This window comes from Nitrosospira briensis C-128 (assembly GCF_000619905.2).
In the GTDB taxonomy this organism is placed as follows: Bacteria; Pseudomonadota; Gammaproteobacteria; order Burkholderiales; family Nitrosomonadaceae; genus Nitrosospira; species Nitrosospira briensis.
In genome coordinates this window covers 3,118,268-3,138,672 of the sequence record NZ_CP012371.1, presented here as the reverse complement: position 1 = coordinate 3,138,672, position 20,405 = coordinate 3,118,268, and the positions used below count along the sequence as shown (strand labels likewise).

The 20,405-nt window shown below is 52.2% G+C and carries 18 protein-coding genes and 1 pseudogene; 11 read left to right on the top strand and 8 right to left on the bottom strand.

Annotated elements, in window-relative coordinates; translation table 11 throughout:
* Positions 1–84: 84 nt before the first annotated feature.
* Positions 85–1,011 carry a histone deacetylase family protein gene (locus F822_RS14320; RefSeq protein WP_025040038.1) on the bottom strand — a complete coding sequence of 309 codons (927 nt, stop codon included), beginning with the start codon at positions 1,009–1,011 and terminating at the stop codon, positions 85–87.
* A 600-nt stretch (positions 1,012–1,611) separates the two neighbouring features.
* On the opposite strand from F822_RS14320, the gene F822_RS14315 reads away from it, so the two are divergent.
* From F822_RS14315 to F822_RS14295, 5 genes are all read left to right on the top strand, one after another.
* Positions 1,612–3,735 (top strand): EAL domain-containing protein, encoded by a 2,124-nt coding sequence (locus F822_RS14315; RefSeq protein WP_025040040.1) that lies wholly within the window; start codon positions 1,612–1,614, stop codon positions 3,733–3,735.
* Positions 3,736–3,859: 124 nt separating this feature from the next.
* Complete coding sequence (locus F822_RS14310) at positions 3,860–6,013, top strand: hypothetical protein (RefSeq protein WP_025040041.1); 2,154 nt, start codon at positions 3,860–3,862, stop codon at positions 6,011–6,013.
* A 77-nt stretch (positions 6,014–6,090) separates the two neighbouring features.
* Positions 6,091–7,113 (top strand): class I fructose-bisphosphate aldolase, encoded by a 1,023-nt coding sequence (locus F822_RS14305; protein WP_025040042.1) that lies wholly within the window; start codon positions 6,091–6,093, stop codon positions 7,111–7,113.
* Positions 7,114–7,138: 25 nt separating this feature from the next.
* Positions 7,139–7,525 carry a fluoride efflux transporter CrcB gene (gene crcB, locus F822_RS14300; RefSeq protein ID WP_025040043.1) on the top strand — a complete coding sequence of 129 codons (387 nt, stop codon included), beginning with the start codon at positions 7,139–7,141 and terminating at the stop codon, positions 7,523–7,525.
* An 84-nt stretch (positions 7,526–7,609) separates the two neighbouring features.
* Positions 7,610–7,942 (top strand): DUF190 domain-containing protein, encoded by a 333-nt coding sequence (locus F822_RS14295; protein WP_025040044.1) that lies wholly within the window; start codon positions 7,610–7,612, stop codon positions 7,940–7,942.
* 239 nt (positions 7,943–8,181) lie between these two features.
* Here the strand turns inward: F822_RS14295 and F822_RS15510 are convergent, their stop codons facing one another.
* Positions 8,182–8,343 carry a hypothetical protein gene (locus tag F822_RS15510; RefSeq protein ID WP_156304439.1) on the bottom strand — a complete coding sequence of 54 codons (162 nt, stop codon included), beginning with the start codon at positions 8,341–8,343 and terminating at the stop codon, positions 8,182–8,184.
* A 453-nt stretch (positions 8,344–8,796) separates the two neighbouring features.
* Here F822_RS15510 and F822_RS14290 point away from each other — a divergent pair, with 453 nt between their 5' ends.
* From F822_RS14290 to F822_RS14280, 3 genes are all read left to right on the top strand, one after another.
* Entirely contained in the window at positions 8,797–12,018 is a 3,222-nt protein-coding gene (locus F822_RS14290; RefSeq protein ID WP_025040045.1) for a hypothetical protein, read from the top strand.
* Between the two features lie 71 nt (positions 12,019–12,089).
* Entirely contained in the window at positions 12,090–13,280 is a 1,191-nt protein-coding gene (locus F822_RS14285; protein WP_025040046.1) for a hypothetical protein, read from the top strand.
* A 269-nt stretch (positions 13,281–13,549) separates the two neighbouring features.
* Positions 13,550–13,756: a hypothetical protein gene (locus F822_RS14280; protein ID WP_025040047.1), complete on the top strand. Its 207-nt coding sequence runs from the start codon at positions 13,550–13,552 to the stop codon at positions 13,754–13,756.
* A gap of 211 nt (positions 13,757–13,967) precedes the next feature.
* Here F822_RS14280 and F822_RS14275 read toward each other — a convergent pair whose 3' ends face one another.
* From F822_RS14275 to F822_RS14265, 3 genes are all read right to left on the bottom strand, one after another.
* On the bottom strand, positions 13,968–14,639 hold the full coding sequence (locus tag F822_RS14275; protein ID WP_025040048.1) for a hypothetical protein: 672 nt from the start codon (positions 14,637–14,639) through the stop codon (positions 13,968–13,970).
* Between the two features lie 182 nt (positions 14,640–14,821).
* Positions 14,822–15,787, bottom strand: a complete 966-nt coding sequence (locus tag F822_RS14270) for a tetratricopeptide repeat protein (RefSeq protein WP_051536577.1) — start codon at positions 15,785–15,787, stop codon at positions 14,822–14,824.
* A gap of 22 nt (positions 15,788–15,809) precedes the next feature.
* Positions 15,810–16,487: an SOS response-associated peptidase gene (locus F822_RS14265; protein ID WP_025040050.1), complete on the bottom strand. Its 678-nt coding sequence runs from the start codon at positions 16,485–16,487 to the stop codon at positions 15,810–15,812.
* Positions 16,488–16,545: 58 nt separating this feature from the next.
* Here F822_RS14265 and F822_RS15665 point away from each other — a divergent pair, with 58 nt between their 5' ends.
* Both F822_RS15665 and F822_RS16080 read left to right on the top strand, forming a co-directional pair.
* On the top strand, positions 16,546–16,806 hold the full coding sequence (locus F822_RS15665) for a S24/S26 family peptidase (RefSeq protein ID WP_197272839.1): 261 nt from the start codon (positions 16,546–16,548) through the stop codon (positions 16,804–16,806).
* Positions 16,763–16,897, top strand: a pseudogene (locus tag F822_RS16080) (LexA family protein); the annotation flags it as partial. The gene F822_RS15665 and the pseudogene F822_RS16080, both read left to right, overlap by 44 nt.
* Before the next feature lie 89 nt (positions 16,898–16,986).
* Here the strand turns inward: F822_RS16080 and F822_RS15825 are convergent.
* Together F822_RS15825 and F822_RS14255 are read right to left on the bottom strand one after the other, a co-directional pair.
* The gene (locus F822_RS15825; RefSeq protein WP_025040051.1) at positions 16,987–17,478 is read right to left on the bottom strand and encodes a hypothetical protein; all 492 of its coding nucleotides are present in this window, start codon (positions 17,476–17,478) and stop codon (positions 16,987–16,989) included.
* Positions 17,478–18,074 carry a polysaccharide deacetylase family protein gene (locus F822_RS14255; protein WP_025040052.1) on the bottom strand — a complete coding sequence of 199 codons (597 nt, stop codon included), beginning with the start codon at positions 18,072–18,074 and terminating at the stop codon, positions 17,478–17,480. Before F822_RS14255 ends, F822_RS15825 begins: the two co-directional genes overlap by 1 nt.
* Before the next feature lie 456 nt (positions 18,075–18,530).
* Between F822_RS14255 and F822_RS14250 the strand changes: the two genes are divergently transcribed.
* Entirely contained in the window at positions 18,531–19,085 is a 555-nt protein-coding gene (locus F822_RS14250; protein ID WP_025040053.1) for an NADPH-dependent FMN reductase, read from the top strand.
* A 35-nt stretch (positions 19,086–19,120) separates the two neighbouring features.
* On the opposite strand, the gene F822_RS14245 is transcribed toward F822_RS14250, so the two are convergent.
* Entirely contained in the window at positions 19,121–20,392 is a 1,272-nt protein-coding gene (locus F822_RS14245) for an NAD(P)/FAD-dependent oxidoreductase (RefSeq protein WP_025040054.1), read from the bottom strand.
* Positions 20,393–20,405 lie beyond the last annotated feature (13 nt).

Here is a 20,405-nt window from a genome sequence, read left to right as displayed (position 1 = left end):
TCACGATAAATTGTAGCGAAAATTGGCGAAGCATGCTGCGCCGTACGAAATTTCGATAACTGGTCAACGAGCATTGAAGGGCTTTCAAACGAACGCCTTCAAATGAGCGGCTACGCTCCGCCCCAATGCGGGCAACGCATATCCCCCTTCCAGAGCGGATACGATGCGGCCGCTGGCATATTTTTGCGCAATCTCCCGGATCTTCTCCGTCACCCATGTGTAATCCGCCTCCACCAGTTTCAATGAAGCAAGACCATCCTCCTTGTGCGCATCGAAGCCGGCCGAGATGAACAGCATCTGCGGTTTGAATCTTTCCAGCGCAGGTAGCCAGAATTGGCTCACTGCTTCGCGGAATAGTTCGCCATCACTACCGGCGCGCAGCGGAATATTGACCATGCGTTCCGAGCGCCCCTTCACCCCGCTGTATGGATACAGAGGGTGTTGGAAAGTGGAAACCATCATGACTCGCGGGTCATCCCGGAAAATATTCTCTGTGCCATTGCCATGATGCACATCGAAATCCACCACGGCAACACGCTCCAGGGCATGCGCCTCAATAGCATGCGCGACCCCTGCCGCGATATTGTTAAACAGGCAGAAGCCCATCGCGCGGTTGCGTTCCGCGTGATGTCCGGGGGGACGAATACTGCAGAAGGCATTTTCCACCTGCTTTCCAGCCACCAGATCCGTTGCCAGGATGACCGCCCCTACGGCACGATAAGCGGATTGCAGGCTGTACCGGTTCATCGCCGTATCTGGATCGAGATTCACGAGACCCGCTGAAAGCGCCTGGCGCCCAGCGGCATCCAGCAACGCGATATACTCTGGCGCATGCACCCGTTTCAGTTGCCCGAGGGTCGCTAGTGGTGCAAGATGGTGCTCCAGTTTATCCATCAGGCCGGAGGCAGCCAGCTCATCCTCAATCGCCTTGAGCCGCGCTGGAGACTCGGGATGGTGTAAACCCATATCGTGCAGCAGGCAATCGGGATGCGAAATGAAGGCGGTATGCATATCGAACTCCTTTATCCTAAACCCGGTAGTTGGACGGGGCGAAGTGTATGGTTTTTGGGGTGCAGGGCAAGGCGCAACGACGCGGAATGCGACCGCGCAGGGCGGAGCAGTGCCTTCCGTAGGAAGGTGCGACCCCGAAGCGGGATGCGGGCGCCCCCTCGCGTGTGGGGCGCGATCGCGGCAGCCCCTGCGCTGCCCGATCCCCGCTTCGCGGGGCCCCTCGGGCGACGCTTCGGGGCGCCGTTCCATTCCAAGAAGTTGCAACGCAGCCATGTGCCCAAAAACCGTGCAATTCACCTCGTAGCGCGCTCACTCGGAAGGTGAGCATAAATAATATGAAATATTGCTATTAACCATAACGCTAATCTATTAAATGAGCGGTCAACTACCAGATTGAGGATTATTCCCTGCCGCGCGCACGTGCTCTACTTTGACGCATTCTTCATGCCATTGGCTTCTTACAAACTGGAAAGCAACATTCGGTCCGTGATAATCTCATAAAATAAGAACCTCTGAATAAGCCCATCATCACGCTCATTCGGCAACTGAACCGGCAACCCAGCGGGCTTATTCAGAGGTCCACCAAAAATAAGGCGTTCGATGTCTCTTCTTCGACAACTGCGGTTGACAGTCATCCTGGTTACCCTGGCAAGTTTCACAGGCAGCTTTGCCATAAGCCTGCTCAGTGCGCGAAGCTATCTGGAACAGCAACTCCATCAAAAAAATATCGATAGCGCCAACTCCCTCGCCCACTCGATCTCGCAACTGAGCAAGGATACGGTTACGATCGGTCTGCAGATCGGGGCACTTTTCGATAGCGGCCAATATGAAACGATCTCGATCACTTCGCCGGATGGCAGGGTGATTGCCGAACGGATACGGGATCGGAAAGACGGTACTGTTCCCGAGTGGTTTATCGACCTCTTCCCCGTCAGCGCCGAAGCGGGTATCGCTCAGATTTCGGACGGCTGGATGCATTTCGGCGTCATCAAGGTTGCGGCTAACGCCCAGTTCGCCTATCAGGCTCTCTGGGATCAAACGGGAACGTTATTGATCTGGTTTCTGGCTGCAGGCATATTTTGCGGGCTCATCGGCATATTGATACTACAGCGTATCAAAAAGCCATTGGCGGCAATGGTCGAGCAAGCCGAAGCGATTACGGAACGGCGTTTTCTCACCATTTCCGACTCCCGCATACCGGAATTGCGCACCATCGCGCATGCGACGAATGACATGATAAGACGCTTGCATAACAGGGCCATAGAGGAAGCGTCCCGGATGGAGAGCGTGCGCAAGCTGATAAATTACGACCCCGTCACGGGCCTGGCCAATCGCGCCCACTTCATGAACCGGTTTCTCGAAATCCTGGACGGCAAAGAGGGCGAAGGCGCCACTACGGATGGAAATGATAAGGATACTGTTCCCGGCAAGGACAGCGAAGACATGGCTACGACCCAGGACGTCGAAGACGCGGCTTTGATCCACGATGGCAAAGATGCAGGCCCCGGCGGCGATGAGGGAGGTACCGTTCCGAGCGTGAATGATAAGGATATCGTAGCCGTAGCGAAGACGAAGCGCGCACAAGGCGTTCTTTTCCTGGTACGGATCAATAACCTGGAAGAGATCAACCAGAAACTTGGCCGTGATGGAACAAACAGTCTGCTCCGTGAGGTCGGGAGGCTCATAGGCAACATTGCCGGCAGGGCTTGCGATAGCACAGTATCGGATCCACTGGCTGCGCGCCTGAACGGGTCGGATTTCGTCCTTGTCATTCCCGATATCGATGACACAAGCCAGATCGTAAATCAGTTGGCGATGGAATTGGCGGTATTGTCATCAAAAATCGACCGGGAGATAACCGATCTATACCACATCGGTGCGGTTCGATACCAGGGCGGGGATAAGCTGGGCGAGCTGTTAGGCAACGCCGACCTAGCGCTGACGACCGCCGAGCGTACGGGTATCAATGCCTGGCATCTCATTGCTGCGCAACCTGATCAGCTTCCTGCCCCTGTCGTCAATATCGGTGACTGGCGCAATATCTTCAGCGATGCGCTCGCCGAAGATCGCTTCAAGCTGGTTCTCTATCCCGTGATCGGTCCGACGGGCGCTCCGTTGCATCAGGAGGCCTTTGTCCGCATGCAAGCCCAGCATAACGGAGGCTGGCTGGAGGCGAGCGATTTCGTCAACATCGCTGCACGCCTCAACCTGACTGGGCCTCTTGATCTGGCTGTCATCCGTCACGGACTCGAAACGTTACAGTCGTTGACGGGAGATCTCGCGATCAACCTATCCATTGAAACGATCGCGGACTGGGATTTCCGGAATAAACTTGCAGAATTGTTGCGCCAATATCCAAACTTGTGCCAGCGGCTCTGGATCGAAGTGCCGGAGTATGGGGCTTATCGAAAATTCGAAGCATTTCGTGACTTCTGCTACACCTTCAAGGAACTTGGCTGCCGTATCGGTATTGAACACTTTGGCCATCACTTCGCTGAACTGAGGGAGCTTACCGGCCTCGGCCTTGATTACATCAAGATAGACGCCAGCTTCGTGCACGGTATCCACCAGAACAGGAATAATCAGAAATTCCTGAAGGGGTTGTGCAGACGAGCCCACAGCATCCGTATCATAGCAATTGCCGATGGTGTGCAAACGGAAGCGGAGCGGCAGGCATTGATAAAACTCGGTTTCGATGGCGTTACCGGACCCGGGATAAAATAGTTCGACCTGTTCCCTTGTGAAACTTCGAATCTCATGGTGGCAAGGTTCTTCTTGCATTGCTCAAGTGCTGCATCTATAACTCCTCAAGAAGTCTCACAATTTCTAATAATACAAAGGATAGATCATGACTCCCTCACACACCTGGAAATTTTTCCGCGCGGGCGGATTCGATCAAGTACAAATTGATAACGGCGCGGATTTGCTGGCACTAAAAGGATTGGATCAAAAGCTGTGGGTAGCGTTGAGCTGCCCCACACGCGGCATAGAATTCGACACTAAAACCCTCGATTTGATCGACCATGATGCCGATGCGCATGTGCACGCGAATGAAGTGCTGGCAGCTATCGCCTGGGCAGGTGGTCTACTGAGGAATTCGGACCTGTTGGTCGAAGGGTCGGATCGGATGGCTCTGGCTGATATAGACGATAGCAGCGAAGAAGGACAACAGGTGCTTGCGTCAGCACAATACATTCTGAAAACGCTGGGTAAGCCGGATGCGACAGAGATTTCACTGGCGGACATGGCTGACATCGAGAAGTTTGTCGCTGGTTTGGAATTCAATGGCGATGGCGTGGTTCCTGCCGGCCAGATTACGGATGCGGGATTGCGCACAACGATCGAAGACATCATGAAGTGTCGCGGCTCAGTAACAGACATGAGCGGGAAGGCGGGTATCAATCAGGAAATCAATGATGCGTTTTTTGCGGAAGTTGCCATTTTTTCGGACTGGGGGGTTAAGGGTGACGCCGATGCCAATATTCAATTTTTGGGTGACAAGACACAAGCCGCCGCTGACGCCTTCCATGCCGTCAAAGAAAAGGTCGATGACTACTTCACGCGTTGCCAGATGGCAGCTTATGATGTGCGCGCAGCCGTCCCGCTAAGCCGCTCCACCGAGGATTATCAGGGCATTGCCGCACAAACGTTATCGGCAAAAAATACCGATATCGCAAGTTTTCCGCTTGCGACAGTGGAGCCAAACAAACCCCTGCCATTGGTTTCCGGCCTCAATCCCGCATGGCAAAAACAAATAGATGCATTACGCGAGCAAACCATCGTGCCGGTATTTGGTAAGAAGGAGAATTTGCTCGCATCGGAGTGGGCCGCACTCTGCACCAAATTCGACGCATTTGAAAAATGGCAGTCCGCCAAACCAGCGTGCTGTGCCGAGCAGCTTGGCACAGCACGCCTACGCGAGATCTTCGGCAGCAAGCACAAGGAAGCAATCGATGATTTGATCAACCAGGATAAAGCGGTGGAAAGCGAGGTAAAGGCGATCCATTCGGTGGAAAAACTGCTGCGCTATAAACGTGACTTATTTAACCTGGTGAATAATTTCGTATCGTTTCGCAGCTTTTATACCGGGAGAGATAAGGCGCTATTCCAGGTAGGCACGCTGTACCTGGACGGACGCAGTTGCGAGCTGTGCGTGAGAGTTGACGATATTGGCAAACACGCTGAGTTTGCCAATATGAGCGGCCTGTATCTCGCGTATTGCGATTGCGTGCGCAAAGGGGGTACGGAGAAGATGAGTATTGCCGCTGCCTTTACCGCCGGCGACTCCGATTTTCTAATGGTGGGGCGAAACGGTATTTTCTATGATCGAAAGGGCCAGGACTGGGATGCCACTATTGTGCGCATCCTGGACCATTCGATCAGTATCCGCCAGGCGTTCTGGTCGCCATACAAAAAACTGAGCAAATTTATCGGCGATCAATTGCAGAAGATGGCCGCATCGAAAGCCGCCGCATCGGATGAGAAGTTGATCAAGGCAGCAGTGGAGAGCAGCACGCCGATAGCGGCGGGTACAACTCCTCCGCCGCCAACGCCCAAGCCGCCTTTCGATGTAGGCAAATTTGCCGGGATTTTTGCGGCGATAGGGCTGGCGCTCGGCGCTATTGGCGGTATTCTCGCATCACTCGTCAGCGGAATACTTGGACTGCAATTCTGGCAAATACCGTTGGCGATAATCGGCTTGATGTTATTGATTTCCGGCCCGGCCATGATTGTAGCGTGGTTCAAATTGAAGAAACGCAACCTCGGCCCCGTGCTGGACGCAAACGGCTGGGCGATCAACGCGCGGGCGCGCATCAATATTCCATTTGGCACATCGTTGACCAAGCTTGCCCGTTTACCGGAAGGTTCGCGTCGCTCATTGGCCGATCCCTTTGCGGAAAAAAAGACGGTGTGGCCATACTATGTGTTGATTGCGGGCGTCATCGTCGCTCTGATCGTGATGTGGCAAATAGGCTTTTTCGGGGCGCCTCCAGTCAAATAATCAGGCTGGAGCGAAATTACCCGTGAATGCTTCCGGCTTCGATGTGAATCTTCAGCCTTACAGGAGAATAAGCGCTCATGAATATTGACGAACTCAAGTCGGTGGCCGAGGCCATCGTTGCAAAACAGAAGGGTATTCTCGCGGCGGATGAAAGTAACCCGACGATCAAGAAACGTTTTGATTCGATCGCGCTTGAATCCACCGAGGAAAACCGCCGGCGGTACCGGGAAATACTTTTCACTGCGGATGGTATCGAACGCTACATCAGCGGAGTCATTCTTTTTGATGAAACATTGCGCCAGGGCACCCGCGACGGTATGCCTTTTGCCGAATTGCTGTCGAACCGGGGAATCATACCGGGCATCAAGGTGGATAAAGGCGCAAAAGCGCTGGCATTGTGCCCCGGTGACAAAATCACGGAAGGATTGGATGGGTTGCGCGACCGACTTGCAGAGTACAAACAACTCGGGGCAAGGTTCGCCAAATGGCGGGCTGTGATGGAAATCGATGAGCACGACCTGCCTTCGGCATACGCGATCCATGCGAATGCCCATGCCTTGGCGCGCTATGCCGCCCTTTGCCAGGAAGCCGGCATTGTTCCGATTGTCGAGCCCGAAATACTCATGGACGGCGCCCACACCATCGATCGGTGCGAAGCAGCCACCTCACAAATGCTTGAAATCCTGTTTGGAGAGCTCAACGCGCATGGCGTGCTGTTCGAAGGAATGCTGCTCAAGCCGAATATGGTGATTTCAGGGATGAAATGCCCGCATCAGACCAGCGCGCAACAGATTGCAGTAGCGACTATCCGTTGTATGCGCCGCTACGTGCCTGCCGCGGTGCCTGGAATCGTATTCTTGTCGGGTGGCCAAAGCGCAGAAGAAGCAACCGATAATCTGAACGCGATGAATACTGGGGACGCCCATCATCCATGGCAACTCAGCTTCTCCTACGGGCGCGCGCTGCAAGCGCCGGTCCTGGCCGCCTGGAAGGGACAGGAAGGCAATGTTGCCGCAGCACAGCGGACTTTCTTCAAGCGCTGTCAACTGAATGGCTTGGCTCGCGAGGGATTATATAGCCGGGTAATGGAAAGCAACTGACTTGCAATAACAATAAAACAACAAAATGGGTATCTACGCGATAACGGCAGTGGGCACAGGTGCTGCGCTGGGTGCATGGCTACGCTGGTGGTTTGGCATGGCATTGAACCCGGTATTCCCTACCCTCCCTCTCGGCACTTTGATGGCGAACCTGACCGGCGGCTATCTTGTCGGCATTGTGGTCGAGTATTTTCATCACAACACGATGCTGCCGCCCGAAGCACGGCTGTTTGCCCTTACCGGCTTTCTCGGCGGATTGACCACCTTCTCCACTTTTTCCGCTGAGACGGTCACCTTGCTGTTACGGGAGCAATATGGCTGGGCTAGTCTCATTATTTTTTCACATCTGGCGGGTTCTCTGACGATGACAGTGCTTGGCATCATGACCATCAAATGGCTGGCACAACATTAATCCGCTCAGCCCGCTCAAGCCGCGCAGCATCGGTTCGGGCGCTGGCTGAATCAACAGCAAAAAGTGAATGACGGGAGAAAGAAAATGAGGGAGGACGACACGGAAGGCACCTTTCTCAAGTTCTTTGTGAGCGAATATCGGGAACACGATGGCATTCTGCTATACGAATGGCTGCTGGAGCGCGCAAAAAAAAGCGGCTTGCACGGCGGCACCGCGGTGCGCGCGGTGGCGGGCTTCGGACGACACGGGGTATTACACGAAGAAACTTTCCTCGAGCTTGCGGCGGACCTGCCGGTGGAAGTAAGCTTTGTCGCGAGTAAAGAGGAAGCAAGGCGCTTTCTGGATTTGCTGCAGGCGGAAAACCTGGACCTTTTTTACGTCAAATTCCCGGTCGAGTACGGGTTTCTGCCGGAGTAAAAATACTGGTTTTCCATGGCGATTGAACACCCCCAGGTAGATCGGGCTCCGCCCGACAATCGAAAAAACAATGTCGGGCAGAGCCCGACCTACCTGTTGGGGTGCCAGTGCGACGTGTAACTACGCGACCCGTTACCCATCGTTTTTCGTTATACATCATGTATAGCTGCAAAAGGGTTGCAACGAGATTACCCAACCCCCCCAGCCCATCTTTGCCCGTGCGGAAATATATTCCTGAATTACCTCCCCTCTTGCAAGGATAAAGCCACAGGCAACGTAATCACGCTGCCCTCTTCGCTTGCGATACGCTCTGCTCTCCATACCATGCCGATGATGAGCGCCATGATGACGATTTTTACGCGCACAGTTGCCTTTTCCCCGCATACATTAGGACATTGCATTGATGAACCGAGAAAAAAGGCCCGACAGCAGGATCACTGCTGCCGGGCCCGTGGCGTTTGCTGCAAGGGAAAAACCGGCATTAAATTCCACTAGCTGTTCCCCAGCTGAATCTTACTCGTTTTGGACGCGCCGCCTATTGGACTGAAGTACAACCCGGGGTGTTAAAAGATCTAACAGGAAGGTCTGACGGATTGGAGAAGGCTGCAAAGTTTGCGGTAGTCATGATCGAAAAGATCAGGGCGTCCGCAAATCGAGCAGCCTGATCCATTTAAAACATCGCTTTGCTGTAGATCCCATACCAATTTTTGGGTTGAATGAGGATGAGCTTTTCGCTTCGTGGGTTTTCCGGTTTTTATAGGCGTTTATGCTATAAATAAGTGTAACTCTACCATTCCGTTTACCGCCTCGGTTGCCCGAGCCCAACTGGGCGGCACCAACAAAAGGCTTACGATATGGCGGAACAACAAGACGAAAAAGCCAAGCTGCCGCTAGCCGGAATATTTGCGTTGATCTCGATGATAAGCAGCTTCTTCATCTACCAGCAAATGTCACTCCAGACTTCCCGGCCAATTCACAAGGACATCGCAAGTCATATATTCGCGGAAAAAGGAACTGTACAGTCGCGCCTTTGGCAGGATCCATTCGAAGCAGTCGAAGCGCATCGGCTTAGCGAGAAACAAAATCCGGAAATGTCGAGCCGCAAAGCAGGCGTTCCCTACCCGCTTTCCGGTCTTATCAAGGTCATTGCAGAATCGGGAATTTTATCCGGGCTTCATGTCGTGCCGGTATTTGTCGACGGGAGCCCCTATTCCAGCGGCGCCGAGTCGCGGCTGAACGATCGCTATGCTGTCGTATCGGCTTTGGGAGCCGCAGGATACGTACCTGAATCGGGTGAATATATCCGGTTTTTCGAATGGACCCGCCAGAACATGATGGCGGACACAACTGGCTTGGCTATTCCGGCCGAATTATTCATTCCGAAGTCAAAAATGCAGAATGAGCAAAATCGGCCTCATGTTCTGGTTTTATGGTTAAAAGATCAGGATTTCAGCCAGAAACCGCTCCAGTCTCTGAATGAGCTACTGATCGAATTCAGTAGAGTGCTTAATACCGGCGCACCTCATGTCAGGCCGGCCTATAGTGTGTTGGGGCCCCGGTTTTCCACTAGCCTGAGCGCCATGCTGAAGGAAATGGAGAGGGAGTTTAGAGACGGGTCGTCACCGTCCAGCCATCGGTGTTCAGCCTTGAACCCACACTTCAGCGAATTGAAAGACACGCGTTTCTATTCTCCCTGGGCAACGGCGAAGGATATTTTCTTGTTGGACTATTCCGCTGATCCTGAGAATAAAGAAGTGTCGCGAAGAACCGCCGAGGAAATATTCGATTGTGCAGGAATCAAAAACTTTACCAGGACCATCGACACGGATGCCGTGCTGGCAGAGCAGCTTCTGCAAGAACTAAAGCGACGACGCGTGGACTTGCGACCTTGTCCAGCTAAAGATTGCAATCCCAAAGTCGCGCTGATTTCCGAATGGGATACTCTTTACGGACGCGCATTGCCGCGCACATTTGCCGCGGTTGCGATGAACAACGGTTCTGGCGACGCCGACCCGGGATTGGAAGCTGAAATTGACAAGCTGCTCAGTGATGATTGGCCCGAGTGGATCTCACGACACTCATACCTGGCAGGACTTGACGGTGAACTGCCGGCGAAGGGATACGATAAGGGGGACGATAAAGCCAATGCACAAGATCAGGCACAGGCTCAGGCCAAAGGTCAGGCGTGGTTCGGAAGCCAACCTCAGGGTGTCGAGAAAAATGTCGGCCAAAGGCCTGAAGGCCGCAGCCAACTGGATTATGTCGTCAGGCTGGCAACGGCCTTGAAGCAAGAGGAAGCGAAGAATGGGAAATTCGGCGCAATCGGCGTGCTGGGCAGTGACGTGTATGATAAGCTACTGATTCTGCAGGCATTGCGCGACAGGTTTCCAACCGCTATTTTTTTTACGACCGATCTTAACGCCAGGCTGGCCTTTCCTGCCCAGTGGAAATCAACCCGCAATCTCATCATCGCTTCTCACTTCGGGCTGGAACTTCAACCTGAGCTGCAAACACCCATTCCGCCTTTTCGCGATAGTTACCAGACATCGTTGTTTTATTCCGCTCTGATGGCGTTAGAGTATATCGTTCCTGTTCCCGATAAGGCGAACTGCCCGGATTGCGTCCAACTGAGCACGGATATGAATAAAAAACCGGAGTCAAGGGACTCTCTGAGGAACACGGGGCCGAGATTGTATGAAATCGGGCGGCACGGCGCTTTTGACATCAGTACCACCAGCGCACACATGCCGAATTACGCAAGCATCCATCCGGTGCGGCCAGATATGGATACCTATTTCAATACACGGCAGAATCTGAAGTGGATCGCGGGAGCAGTTGCCACGGCTGTCATATTTATTATCGGCACCATGCTGATCAGCAGTGCGGCGGCAGATATCTTTCTCAAACTCGGCTCCAACATATTGTTCTGGCTGGGCCTTGCCGTCGTGGCCGTGGTGTTTTTCGACCTGGTGGAAGGGATGCCGCCTGCTGCGGAAAACGAGCCGCTTGCATTGACCGAGGGAATCAGCGCATGGCCAACGGCGGCCATTCGCCTGCTCGCATTGGTTACGAGCTTGCTCTTTCTCTGGTATTCGCGGCAAAAGATGAAAGGCAACGAAAACATTCTGACACGCGAATTCGCCTTTGAAGAAAAAAACATTAAAGTCACCGATACGCCCGGGGACGAGCATCGTCGCACCCGTTTTTCGCCAAGAATGCTCACCCAAGCTATTCGCCGCTCTTTAGGGTTATATATGTGGCGGCCGCATGCCGTTGGCCAGATTGATGCCATTTGTCTCTGGCGAGAATACACAACACTGGGTGAATTGAAAAATTTCAGCATGAGGGGCTTACCGCAGGTAGCTGTCGCTTTGTGCGTTGCCTGGCTGATGATGGTGCAATTCGGTTTTCCCAACACGCCATGCCGGGGTTCGAGCTGTTTCGCGATAAATGACGCGCTCATCGTTATGAACTTGATAGCGATAATGTTCCTGATATTCTATGTAATAGATGCCACGCGGCTCTGCCGTAGATGGGTCAACTGCATTGCCATGAATAAAGTACGATGGCCTGATGACACACTGGCAAAAATAGCCGGCAAGCGAGGCATCGGCAAGGAGAATCTGGACGAATGGCTGGGCATTGAACTGATCGCGGAGCGCACGACCGTCATCGGCAACTTCATCTATTTCCCTTTCATCGTCATGTTTCTATTAGGTATCGCACGCTACAACTACCTTGACAATTGGGATTTTCCCCTTGCGCTCGCCATTATTTTCATGCTCAACGCGACACTTATTTTTGTCAACAGCATGGCATTGCGAAGATCCGCCGAGAAAGCCAAACGAGAGGCCATCAAGCGACTTGAAAGCAAACTCATCCAGCTATCCGGTCAAACACCGGATGAAATAAAGCAGAGGCAACAGATCGAATGGGCGATCCGCACAATCAAAAATAACCGGAGGGGAGCCTTCCTCCCCTTCACGCAGCATCCGTTCTTCGGGGCGGCAATTGCATTGCCTTCGGGTGGTTTTGGGCTCGCGCTCTTGCTGGAGTATCTTGCAACCGGTTTCTGAAGCGAATGAAGTAATGATTTACAGTTGCAGTTCGCATAAATAACTGTAATCCAATACAGGACTTTATTGATATGCCTGGCAAAAAACTTTCCTATACCCTTGCGTTTCTGCTACTTGTGCCCCGGGCTTTCGCGCAGGAACCACCTCAGACCCCGCCCCAACCGGCCGTTGCCAGCGAGAATGCCAAGGAACAGCCACAGGATGACAAAACACCCTCCCCGCCTGGTGCCAATCCTCTGAATTTCGAAGGCATTGTTATTCAGGCAATGCCGCTGGAGGTAAAATCGATGAGCGGCGAGATACGTCAGTTTTTTACCGAGGAAAAGGAGGCTTCAATTGCTGAGCTCAAAACCGGCGATCTGGTCAAGCTGACCTATGAGCACACTTCCAAGGGCAACATCCTCAAGGGTGAAGTCAAAGTAGTCGGTAGAACCATAGTTGGCACAATAAAGGAAATCGCCATCGATATGTCGTGGCTCGTCGTGCGGACTCGGCAGCTGGATAAGCCGGAGAACGAGATCAATATACCGCTCCAGGCAGATAAGCAATTCCAACCCCTTGTTTCGGCGATGCGCCCCGGAGATGGGATCAATGCAACATTCGTGCGCGATGGAGGCGTCGACGCCATGGATGGAATCAATCACGTGAAATCCCTTGAATGGCAGAGCAAACCGGTCGGCCGTAGCGCGCGATGGTTCTCGCTCATCGGTGCGCTGGTATCGCTTTGGGTTATCGCTTTCATTTTTACGAAGGGCCATCCGGCAGCATTGTTTCTCGGCACGGACAATCGCTACAGCAGTTCGAAATTCCAGACCGTTCTCTGGTTTACGCTGGTAATCAGCGCTTATATCGCCATCGTGTCGCACCGCATCGCGGCAGCCGGCTGGACTTATGTGGGCGGGGTAGATATCCCGCCCAACCTGCTCATCCTTTCCGGCATCAGCGTACTCACCTTTGCCGCTGCCAAGGCGATTACGACAGGAAAGGTCGAAGGCAAGCCCGACATGAAAACCAGCGCCAGTGCGCCGAGGGCAACCGATCTCATTACCGATGACAACAATAAAACCGATCTGGGCGATTTCCAGATGGTGGCAATCACAATCCTGGCAGTCATTATCTATGCCATATCCGCAGTCGAATTCATGGAGCACATCGAGTTCCGCCGTGTCGTTACGATGCCTGATGTCGACGCAACCATGCTTTCCATATTCGGCTTGGGTCAGGCTGCCTATCTCGGCAAAAAAGCCGCTGGAGAGGGGTAGTCCAAATATTGATCAGACCTGCCATTTCCAGCTTCCGAATGGAAAGCCGGTGCCTACAAAGCGAGCATAGTGATCCCCAATATAGTTGACGGCAACAAATTCGAAACCTTCTACTTCTATTAGATTGTCCTAATTCAACACATCATAAAATATGTTAGTCGCCCCTGAAATACCTTCCAGACCCTTATAAATATTGACGTTTGGGGTATTAAAAGGTGTGGAATTTGCCAGAATCAGGGTTGTTACCCCCTGATTTCTGGTGAATTGTGATGAAACCAAAGAAGCAAGAACGCAGTGGTTGTGATGATCTTTTCCGGATGCGGCTGGAGCAGATACTGGACCAGCGCCATGCGCTGTACCGGCTGGGTGGGAAGATTGACTGGACGGTGGTGGAAGAGCACTTTGGTGCCCTGTATTCAGAGGGATGCCGGGACCGCCTTCCTCTGAATACAGGCAATTCAAGAATTTCTCTATAAAAGCCCTTCAAGAATTTAACTGCAAAAACCGTTAGGCCAGATCCCTGGAATTCGTGTTTGCCTCTGGAAATATGGGAATTAGTACAAAATTTCGTGAACGGAAAGGCTTTCTAAATGGGGTCCAATAATAACAGGGAGTGTATACGAACTCATGCTGTCCTTGAGTTGTAAGACAAACGAATAGTATTTCGACACTCCCTAATACCCATACTCAGAGACGGGTGTACAGTGGTAGTTTGTCTATTTTTCGTTTTGTTGCGATAAGCAGCGTAAGGCCTGCAAGCATCAGTGCATACGTTGGCAATTCAGGAACTGAAGATACAGAGTATTGGAAGTTGGGGCCAAGGAAAACACCGTGAACTACCCCTACTTCGCCCGCAGTAGTCGGAAACTCTAACCCTGTTGAGCGTGATGTGCGCCACCTTTCATAGGTGATATCCTCGCCAAACGCGAATCCTCCTGTTGGGTTACCTACGTATCGATCCCATGTTGGACCGGAGCCATACCCTACAAGCGTATATTCTGTTCCGGAGTTTAGAACAAAGGGCGTAATGGGCGTGAATCGGAAGTCTATAGTAGTGTCAAGCATACTAGCAGAGTCGACGATTGCGGAAGGAGCTGCCAGCTCTTTCGTCGATGTAACGTATATCGCAACAGGGTGGGGATTATTCAGGCCATCTGCGCCGTTATCGTACCAACCGAGAGCGCTTACGGTTAGATCTTTTGTAGGGGTGAAATCGAAACCATCCAAGCCATTAACAAGGTTTGAACAACAAGAAGATTGTGGAAGACTGAAACTTACTGCGTAGTCTGCATGCGCTGGCATGATTGATGCCGCAATAATTCCTGACACTACCGCAGCAAGAGTTTTCGTATGCAACATTATCGTTTCTCCTATTAATAATTAAGTTTTTTTGTCCTTATTGCCTGATGGTGACCTTAGCGTAATGATCTTCTTTAAGAAATAGATTGATTAACTCCTCCTCTTGATTCTCTATGTCCCCTACTCCGGGGATCAGCCCAAGCCTACATTTGCTCCAAACTGAGTGCGTCTAGAACAGGTAATCAACGCACGATGGGTACCTGTATCAGAGTGGATTCTCCAGGTATCAGTTGTCCGGCTGAATCTTGCGCAGGCACCCATGTTTCGGAGTAGGCCGGCGTTTCGTCGTCGCCCCCAGTGGAGCCACCACCGAAAAATCCACTCAGATATAACGATGCCAAATTTTGTTTTGCGATAGCAAAACCCTGGTCAGCTGCCTTGCGATACCACCGGATTGCTTGAACATAGTCTTGTGGAACACCCCAGCCGTTTTGATACAATCGACCGAGATTGTTTTGAGCCCTGACCACACCTTGCTCAGCTGCCTTGCGATACCAGATTGCTGCTTTGGCATAGTCTTGCCGAACACCCATTCCCCAATCATACATAACCCCCAAGCTGGCCTGCCCTTCACCAAAACCTTGCTCAGCCGCTTTGCGATACCAGTACATAGCTTGAATATAGTCCTGAGTGACACCATGACCGTTTTCATATAGAACTCCCATTTGTACTTGAGCCCCCAAATCCCCCTTGTCAGCCACCTTACGAAACAATCCTTCTGCTCGAACGTAATCCTGGGGAACACCATGACCTCGGTGATACATATTAGCTAAATTGAATTGAGCATCGATAAACCCTTGCTCAGCTGCCTTGCGAAACCAGTCAGCCGCTTCATCATAGTCTTGTGACACACCATCTCCGTTGAGATACGCCACTCCTAAATTGTATTGAGCTCTAGCATTACCCTGCTCAGCAGCCTTGCGATACCACAGGATTGCTTGAGTTCTGTCTTGGGAGACGCCTTTACCATTGTCATACATCCACCCCACCTTTCTTTGCGCATCTGCATTGCCCTTTTTAGCAAATGGCAACAGGTGCTTTATGGCCGTTGAATAATCTTCTGCTTGATAAGCTTTCAAACCTTCCTGTAGGCCAGCAAAACTAGAAGTGGACAGAACCAACAAAAATAGCAACAGCAGCTTTGACATGATTTCCTCTTTTTAGAATTTTTTATTGATGATTATTCGTGTTTGGCCGAATCAATTCCTCTCCCTGATTCGTCACTCTCCCCACTGCCGAGGATACCGCCCAAGCCTGCATTCGCTCCGCATCAAACGGTTTAAGCAGGGATAGCAGGATCTCATCCTGCTTGGACTCCGGGTCAAGCCAGGCCGCCCAGTCCTCGGGCGACAAAATGACCGGCATACGATCATGTATCGGCTGCATCAGCGCATTGCATTCGATTGTGATGATCGTGCAGCTATCGATGGACTCTCCCGTATCTGCCGTCCAGGTGCCCCATATCCCAGCAAAGGAAAATGGCGCACCGTCCCGGCTAGATATAAAATATGGCTGCTTGCTCGTGCCCTCTGCTTTCCACTCAAAAAATCCGGAAGCGGGGATCAGGCATCGCCGCTGGCGAAAAGACTGCTTGAACATGGGCTTTTCAGCGATTGTCTCCGCCCTGGCGTTGTTCATCACCGGCAGTTTTTTCGTATCCTTCGCCCAATGCGGGATCAGGCCCCAGCGCATCGTTGAACCGATGCGGCCGGGCTCGGTTTCGCGCATGGCAAGTATTTCCATCGCCGGCGCGATATTGTATCGGGGCTTCAATTCCGGAATGTATGAGGCGCGGTACCAGTCCGTCAACACTGGATGGGAATGATTCAGTCCGTAGCGTCCGCATATATCGTCTATCCTTTCAAGACAAAGTCATATTTTTTCATATTGCACCAGGACGTATTTCATGGCAAACATTCTCCCGCTTCGCAATGAGCCTCCCCTGCCCCATCTTCGGCAGGCTGCGCTCTCCGCTCCGCTCTATCGTTTGCCCTTGCTATTGCAGCGCATCCCGGCGAGCTTTCCTTCTCCGGCGGACGAATACGCGGAATCCGCTCTCGATCTCAACACGTACCTGGTACGCAACAAGACCGCGACCTTTTTTCCGGGTAATCGGCGATTCCATGACCGGTGTCAACATCAACGATGGAGATATGCTAGTGGTTGACCGTTCCATCGAGCCCAGGCACGGGCATATCGTGCTGGCCGTCATCAACAACGAATACACGGTCAAGCGGCTGCACCGCCAGAATGGCGTGATCGAACTGCACGCGGAAAATCCCGCCTACGCGCCGATATGCTTTCAAGAACACGACAAAACTGCAGGTGTGGGGTGTCGTGACCGACCTCAGCGCAACTCTCGAAGCGCGCACTTACCGATGTCAAACGTCAACCCCTCGTTACGATACCCCCAGACAGCCGTAAAGTTGGCGGTATCGTTATTTCCGGTACCGATTGTCAATGAAACGATTATCGGCTCATTTCCGGGATGCGCAGTTGGTATCAGCTTACCCATCGCCGTAAGGTTACCCGAGGCCGGGTCCCTGAATACGGTCGCCTTGGCTGCGTAGCAGTTCGTCCATAAACAAGCCGATAACTCGCCGGTTGTCGTACTGTAGGCGAACCACTCGGCATGCTGGAAATCGCTGACTATCTTTTCGCACTGGTCTACGGTGCACTCATATTTGATATCCGGCCTGCAATCATATTCCCGGTTTTCCCGAGCTGCGATCGCCGGGCTCGATAACAGCATAGACAACAATGACAACAATGCGGAGCCGCAGAGGCCATCATCCCGGCGCAAATGATACGCCGGCTGACGCTCGTCACTGCGGTCCATTACGGTTCCGCAATGGTAAACCCCCATTCCCTTAACCGGGAGATAAAAGCCGGGAGGTCCCTGGCAGTCCCCATTTGCACGTGCATCAGGATATTGAAGGATTCCTTACGCGGCTGTTGCTCGAACTGACTCTCGATATTGTTTATTTTTTCCGGTCCCAGACCTTGCGGGGCTTTCCAATCCTCGGTATCGATGTCCCAGGTTACGATGTCCAGGGACAGGGCCCGTGCCACCTCGACCAGCTCCGGATCGAGGTGTCCACTGAATCCCCCCGCACCGTATGGCGGACGGATTTTAGTCGGCGTTACGCCGGTGGTTTTCTCGATTATGTTCTGGGTGCGTTCCAGTTCACTGCGCACGCTTTGTTCCGTCGCCCGTTCAAGATCCGAATGACTCCACGAATGATTCTGGATGTCATGCCCCTGACCGACAATCATTCTTGCCGCTTCAGGATACTGCCTTACCTCGTCGCCCAGAACATAAAACTCCGCCTTGATTTCCTCCTGTCGCAGCGTCTGCAGGATGCTTTCAAGTGCTGCCAGGGGCGCTGGCCCGTCATCGAATGACAGGACTACCGATTTTTCATCACCCAGCATTCTAATTCTCCCGATAAGATGAATAATTAACGCAACCCTGGCCTGCAAATGGCTCATTAGTTCCTGAATCCAGATATTGCCCCCGCACCAGTGCAGAGCGCGGAATGAGGTTCCGTTCTTTTGCTGCTATATTATGGATACAAAGAACGTTATCATTGAATAGCCTTTTTAACTATTAGACCAACGCCAGCAGTAGTCAAGTTTTGGTATATTCGAGGTGTCTCCTAGCAGCCTGTCGAACTTGAAGAATCGTAGCGAAAAAGTGGCTGGGTGAGGACAGATTTTGAGGATTTTGAAGGCCAATAGTTATTCTATTGGTCGAAAAAGCGGCGAAATAGGAACCATCCAGACGCTTTTGCAGCCGATTTCCTTTAAGTCCGATAGGCTGCCAAGTATGGTTGCTGAACGCGAAACACGCATATTCATTTTCTGCAATTTTTCATAAGGAAATCCCACATGAGCCAATATCGCATTGCGATAGTGATCGGCAGCCTTCGCCGTGATTCGTTCAACCGCAAACTGGCTGGCGCAGTGATGCGACTGGCTCCGCCGGAGCTTACATTCAAACAATCCCTGATCGGCGATCTGCCACTCTACAATCAGGACGACGATGGCAACCAGGCACCGGCAGTCAAGCGATTGAAGAGCGAAATTACGAATGCCCACGGGCTACTGTTCGTCACACCCGAATACAATCGTTCGATGCCGGGCGTGCTCAAGAATGCAATCGATCATGCCTCGCGCCCCTATGGGGCGAATGCCTGGGCCGGCAAACCAGCGGGGGTGATAGGCGCCTCACTAGGGGCCGCGGGCACAGCCATGGCGCAGCAACACTTGCGCAATACACTTGCCTACCTGGATGTACCGACGCTCGGGCAGCCTGAAGCGTTTATCCATGTAAAAGAAGGATTGTTCGACGAGAACGGAGACATCGGGATTGAAGATACCAGAAAATTCCTGCAAAACTGGATGGACCACTATGTCGCCTGGGTGAAAAAGCTGGCCGTCTGATAAACCAATACTATCGTTGAAGCGCTTTTATCGGGCTATTTCTCGCGCCCGGGATTTGCCGCCGGCCTGATTATCATCCTCAACGATTGGTCCTTGGTAAAATAAGCGACTCCCCAGTTGAGCAAGGTCATTACCCTGTTTCGATAAGTGATCAAGGAAAAAAGATGTACGAACAGCCATGTCATCCAGGCAACCAAACCGTTAAAGTGCATTTCGGGTTTGGGAAGGTCTGCCACGGCTTTATTTCGCCCGATAATGGCCATCGAACCCTTGTCATGATAGAAAAACGGCTTTAACGGTTTGTCATAAAGTGTGGCGAGCAGGTTAGCGGCCAGGTTTTTACCCTGCTGAAGCGCCACCTGCGCGAGTTGCGGGTGCCCCTGCGGAAAATTCCTGTCGGTGACCATCAGGCAGGTATCGCCGATAGCATAGATATTCGAAACACCCTTCACCTTGTTATGCTCGTCCACCCGAAGCCGGTTACCGCGACCATAGCAATCCGGGGGGATGCCGTCGAACACTCTTGCGGTTACCCCTGCGGTCCAGAGCAGGATCCGGGTCTTGATCGTTTCGCCATCCGCAAAGATGACGGCATTGTTTACATAATCTTTCACCAGTTTGTTCAGCCGTACTTTCACGCCCATTTCAACCAGCCTGTCATAAGCATATTGCTGCGATTTTTTGCTCATTGACGCCAGCAATGCGGGCGATGCATCCACAAGATAGATATCCACTTCGTGGCCGGTCAATTCCGGATAATCCTTTTGCAGGATATTCTTGCGCATCTCCGCGAACATTCCCGCAATTTCAACTCCGGTGGGCCCGCCACCCGCTATGACGACAGAAAGCCGCACCTTTTGCGCGCCGGCGGCAACGGTTGCCTCCTCCATTTTCTGGATCATGTCGTTGCGGATTTCTATTGCATCATCCACTGTTTTCATCGGTAGTGCGGCCTTGCGGATGTTTTCCATTCCGAAATAGTTGGTCTCGGTGCCCGTCGCGAGAACAAGATAATCATAAGACAGCTCTCCGGTAGACAATAAAACCTTGTTGTCTTCCGCAATAACCCTTCGCAGGTCGCCCAGACGGAAACTTACGTTCCTTCTGCCATGAAAAAATTTGCGAAATGGATAGCAGATATTGGATACCTCAAGAAAACCCGTCGCTACCTGATACAAAAGCGGCGGAAAGAGGTTGTAATTATTCATATCGACAAGCGTGACATGAAAATCGGGTTCTTCAGCCAGGTGCTTTACCAGGTTAAGCCCTGCAAAGCCGCCGCCGATGACCACCATTTCTTTTTTCATTTTTTATATAAAA